General features: G+C 64.8%; 2 protein-coding genes. Both read left to right on the forward strand.

Translation table 11 applies throughout. The features are described from left to right. Positions 1-528: 528 nt before the first annotated feature. Positions 529-2370 carry a glycoside hydrolase family 3 protein gene (locus tag VGP60_RS30285; protein ID WP_414640428.1) on the forward strand — a complete coding sequence of 614 codons (1842 nt, stop codon included), beginning with the start codon at positions 529-531 and terminating at the stop codon, positions 2368-2370. A 58-nt stretch (positions 2371-2428) separates the two neighbouring features. Further along, positions 2429-3688 (forward strand): ThuA domain-containing protein, encoded by a 1260-nt coding sequence (locus VGP60_RS30290; protein ID WP_414640427.1) that lies wholly within the window; start codon positions 2429-2431, stop codon positions 3686-3688. Positions 3689-3945: the final 257 nt, after the last annotated feature.

A 3945-nucleotide genomic window follows, 5' to 3' on the forward strand; every position in this document is an offset into this window, starting at 1 on the left:
ATGCTTGCCTCAGGCATGCTCGGTGGCGTCGAACCGGCGACCCACCGTACCGAAGACTATCGGTCGCCCCTGACAACTCCGCGCGACGGACTCTGACCTGCGGGGCGGGCGGTGCGACGGTGAACCTCCTCCAGTATCCCCGCCCACCCCGCGCGGGGCTCTCCAACACGCACCGGCGCTCCGCCTCGCCTCCCTCCGCGCGTAGTGTCATCGTCACTCTGCGTGCCCGGCCCGGAGACCCGCCACGTGACCCGCGGAGCGCGAATTGAGTCCACAGTGGACAGATCTGCCGACGACGATGTTGATGATCTTCGAAAGTCATCTACTGAATTGATCCAGGTGAACCGCTCACCGGGAGGCCGAAATCCGTTGCCCCGCCTAAGGATTAGTTCCGGTATGTGAACACCGCGGCCTGGTCCGGACCAGGCCGAAAGAGGTCTGGACCAAAGTCGGCTTGTGAGTTAATTTATGGTGTAAAGTTTGTTTCGCGCCCAGGAAGGCCACCGGATGCGAGTCCGCCGCAAGGTCATGCTCGGCCTGCTGACCAGTCTTTTGGTTGTCAGTTCCCACTCACCGGCACTCGCCGGCAACAAGCCCGCGTACAAGGACGCCTGGCGGCCGGTGAAGGTCCGGGTCGACGACCTGCTGTCCCGGATGTCGCTGGACGACAAACTCGGCCAGATGATGCAGCCGGAGCGGCTCGGCATCACCGATCCCGCCGACCTCGCCACCTACCGCGTCGGTTCGCTGCTGTCGGGCGGAAGTTCGCAGCCGACGCCGAACACCCCGGTCGCGTGGGCCGACATGTACGACGGTTTCCAGCGCGCGGCGATGGCTTCCCCGCTGGGGATTCCGCTCATCTACGGCGTCGACGCGGTCCACGGCCACAACGGTCTCTACGGCGCGACGATCTTCCCGCACAACATCGGCCTCGGCGCCACGCGCGACCCCGAGCTCGCGCAGCGCATCGGCAAGGCCACCGCCGAAGAGGTCTCCGGTACCGGGATCGACTGGAACTTCGCGCCCTGTCTCTGTGTGGCGCGCGACGACCGCTGGGGCCGGACGTACGAATCCTTCGGTGAATCCCCGGATATCGCGGCGTCGATGGCCACGATCGTCACCGGTATGCAGGGCCCGTCGCTGTCCAGCCCGGGTTCGGTGCTGGCCACCGCCAAGCACTTCATCGGCGACGGCGGCACGACCGGCGGCAAGGACCAGGGCGAGACCACGATCAGCGAGGCCGAGCTGCGCCAGATCCACCTGCCGCCGTTCAAAGCCGCGCTGCGCGAGGGTGTCGGCTCGGTGATGGTCTCCTACAGCAGCTGGAACGGCGTCAAGATGCACGCCAACTCGTACCTGATCAACGACGTGCTCAAGGGCGAACTGGGCTTCAAGGGCATCGTCATCTCGGACTACAACGGCATCGACAAGATCGACAACCAGATCGGGTTCACCGCCGAAGAGGTGTCCGCGTCCATCAACGCGGGCATGGACATGGTGATGGTTCCCTTCGAGTACAAGAAGTTCATCGAGGTCCTGCGCGGTGAGGTGCTCAACGGGCACGTCAAGCAGTCCCGGATCGACGACGCCAACCGACGGATCCTGACCAAGAAGTTCGAGCTCGGCCTGTTCGAGCAGGGTCCATTCAAAGGCGCGCTCACCGATCGCCGGTACCTGTCGACCATCGGCAGTGACAAGCACCGCGCGCTCGCCCGTGAGGCCGTGCGCGAGTCGCAGGTCCTGCTGAAGAACGACGACAAGTTGCTGCCGCTCGACAAGTCGCGCAGCAAGATCTTCGTGGCCGGCAAGAACGCCGACGACATCGGCAACCAGAGCGGTGGCTGGACGGTCGGCTGGCAGGGCACGAGCGGCCCGGTCACCCCGGGAACCACGATCCTGCAAGGGATCAAGCAGACGATGAAGCCGTCTTCGCAGGTGACCTACAGCAAGGACGGCACCGGGATCGACGGTGGCTACGACGTCGCCGTCGCGGTGGTCGGCGAGACGCCGTACGCCGAGGGCAAGGGCGACCGGCCGCAGGGTGTGCCGCTCGACGCGGCGGACCTCGCGACGCTGGCGAAGCTCGAAGCGAGCGGTGTCCCGACGGTGGTCGTCATGGTTTCGGGACGCCCCATGGACATCACGCCCGAACTGCCGAAGTGGGACGCGCTGCTCGCGTCCTGGCTTCCCGGCACCGAAGGACAGGGCGTCGCCGATGTGCTCTTCGGCGACTACAACCCCACCGGCAAGCTCCCCATGACGTGGGCACGCGACGCGAGCCAGCAGCCGATCAACGTCGGCGACGGGCAGACTCCGCTGTTCCCCTTCGGCTACGGCCTCCGATACCGCTGGCACGGCTCGTTCAACTGATCGGGAAGGCGTTTCTCCTATGTCCCCAAGACCCCGTTTCCTCCGCAAAGTCATGCAGGTGCTCGCATTTTGCGTCGCCTGCCTCTGTCTGTCCTCCGTCCCCGCCCAAGGCAAGGCCGAATCGCAGGCCGCGGCACCGTTCAAGGTGGTCGCGTTCTACAGCGGCACCTTCGACGCGGCGCACATCGACTTCGTCAAGGAAGCCAACCAGTGGTTCCCGACGGCCGCGGCGCAGAACAACTTCACCTACACCTCGACGAACAACTGGAACAACCTGAACGCGTCCTATCTGGCGCAGTTCCAGGTCGTGCTGTTCCTGGACGACCTGCCGCAGACGGCGTCGCAGAAGGCCGCGTTCCAGACCTACATGCAGAACGGCGGCGCGTGGTTCGGTTTCCACGTATCGGCGTTCAACACCGATCCGAACACCTGGTCGTGGTACCACAACACGTTCCTCGGTACCGGGGCGTTCAAGTCGAACACCTGGGGGCCGACCACGGCCGTGCTCAAGGTGGAGGACCGGACGCACCCGTCGACGGTGAACCTGCCGGACAAGTTCACCTCCGCGGTCAGCGAGTGGTACGCGTGGAACAACGACCTGCGTAACAACGCCAACATCAAGATCCTGGCTTCGGTCGACCCGTCGAGCTTCCCGCTCGGCTCCGACCCGAACCAGCAGTGGCGCAGTGGCTACTACCCGATCATGTGGACGAACAAGAACTACAAGATGATCTACGCCAACTTCGGCCACAACGCGATGAACTACGAGACGAACACGAGGACCTCGTCGACGTTCGCCAGCGCGACGCAGAACAAGTTCCTCATCGACTCGCTGGTGTGGCTCGGCGGCGGCACCTCCACGCCGCCGGTCGACCCGGGCCCGATCTCGCCGACGGCCTGGTACGGCGTGGTGAACAAGGGCAACGCCAAGTGCGTGGACGCCCGGGCCGCGGCCTCGGCCAACGGCACGGCCATCCAGCAGTACACCTGCAACAGCTCGCTCGCCCAGCAATTCCAGTTCCAGCCGACCAGCGGCGGGTACGTCCGGGCGAACGTGCGGCTCAACCCGGCGCAGGCGATCGACGTCACGAACGTGTCGGCCGCGGACAACGCCGGGCTGCAGCTGTGGTCCTACAGCGGTGGCAACAACCAGCAGTGGCAGCCCGTCGACGAAGGCGGCGGTTACTACCACTTCGTGAACCGCAACAGTGGCAAGTGCTTGAACGTGCCTGGTGCTTCGGCTGCCGACAGCGTCCAGCTTTCGCAGTTCACTTGTAACGGGACCGGTGGGCAGTCGTTCCGGTTGACGCCTGCTTGATTCTTTTCTGCCGCCCCTGGGGAGTTGATCCCTGGGGGCGGTTTTTTTGTTCGTCTTTGGGTGGTTGGGCTACGAGTTGGCGGTTGTCGTCGCGGTAGCGGGTCTGGAGTCGCAGTCAGGTGCCTTTTCGACCGGGTTGATCGGGGGTGGTCGCTTCGGTTGCGGGGCGTCTGTTGGGTTTGTTGGCTTCGGTTCGACTCTGGGTAGGGGTCATTTGTGGGCGGGTTTCAGGCGGTCCGGATGGATATTTTCGCTCC

It is taken from the genome of Amycolatopsis sp. (assembly GCF_036008905.1).
GTDB lineage: Bacteria > Actinomycetota > Actinomycetes > Mycobacteriales > Pseudonocardiaceae > Amycolatopsis.